The following is a 554-nucleotide window of genomic DNA, read 5'->3' on the forward strand; positions in this document are numbered from 1 at the left end:
CCCGCTTCTTGAGGGCCTTCATCTGCGGCTCGGCCTCCTTGAGGTCGGCGACGAGCGGCGTGGCGATGAAGATCGACGAGTAGGCGCCCGCGGCGAGACCGACGAACAGCGACAGCGAGATGTCGTTGAGCATGCCGGCACCGAGGACACCGCCGCCGATGAACAGCAGGCCCGCCACCGGCAGCAGCGCGACCACCGTGGTGTTGATGGAGCGGACCAGGGTGCTGTTGATCGAGCGGTTGGCGATCTCCGCGTAGGTCCAGCGGGTCTGCTTGGTGATGTCCCGGGTCTGCTCCTTGAGGCTGTCGAAGACGACGACCGTGTCGTAGAGCGAGTAACCGAGGATCGTCAGCAGACCGATGACCGTACCCGGGGTGACCTCGAAGCCGACCAGCGCGTAGATGCCGACCGTGATCGTGAGGTCGTGGATCAGCGCGATCAGCGCCGCGACCGCCATCCGCCACTCGAAGGCGATGGCCAGGTAGATCACCACGAGGACCATGAAGATCCCGAGGCCGGTCCAGGCCTTGTTGGCGATCTGCTCACCCCAGCTG

At 65.5% G+C, this 554-nt stretch carries 1 protein-coding gene; it reads right to left on the bottom strand.

Annotated elements, in window-relative coordinates; all coding sequences use genetic code 11:
• Nucleotides 1–554: protein translocase subunit SecF (secF, locus tag ACLJPL_RS34115; RefSeq protein ID WP_411084819.1), on the bottom strand; the 554-nt coding region annotated here is incomplete at both ends.

Origin of the sequence: Streptomyces sp. cmx-18-6 (assembly GCF_046548915.1) — a bacterium.
GTDB lineage: Bacteria > Actinomycetota > Actinomycetes > Streptomycetales > Streptomycetaceae > Streptomyces.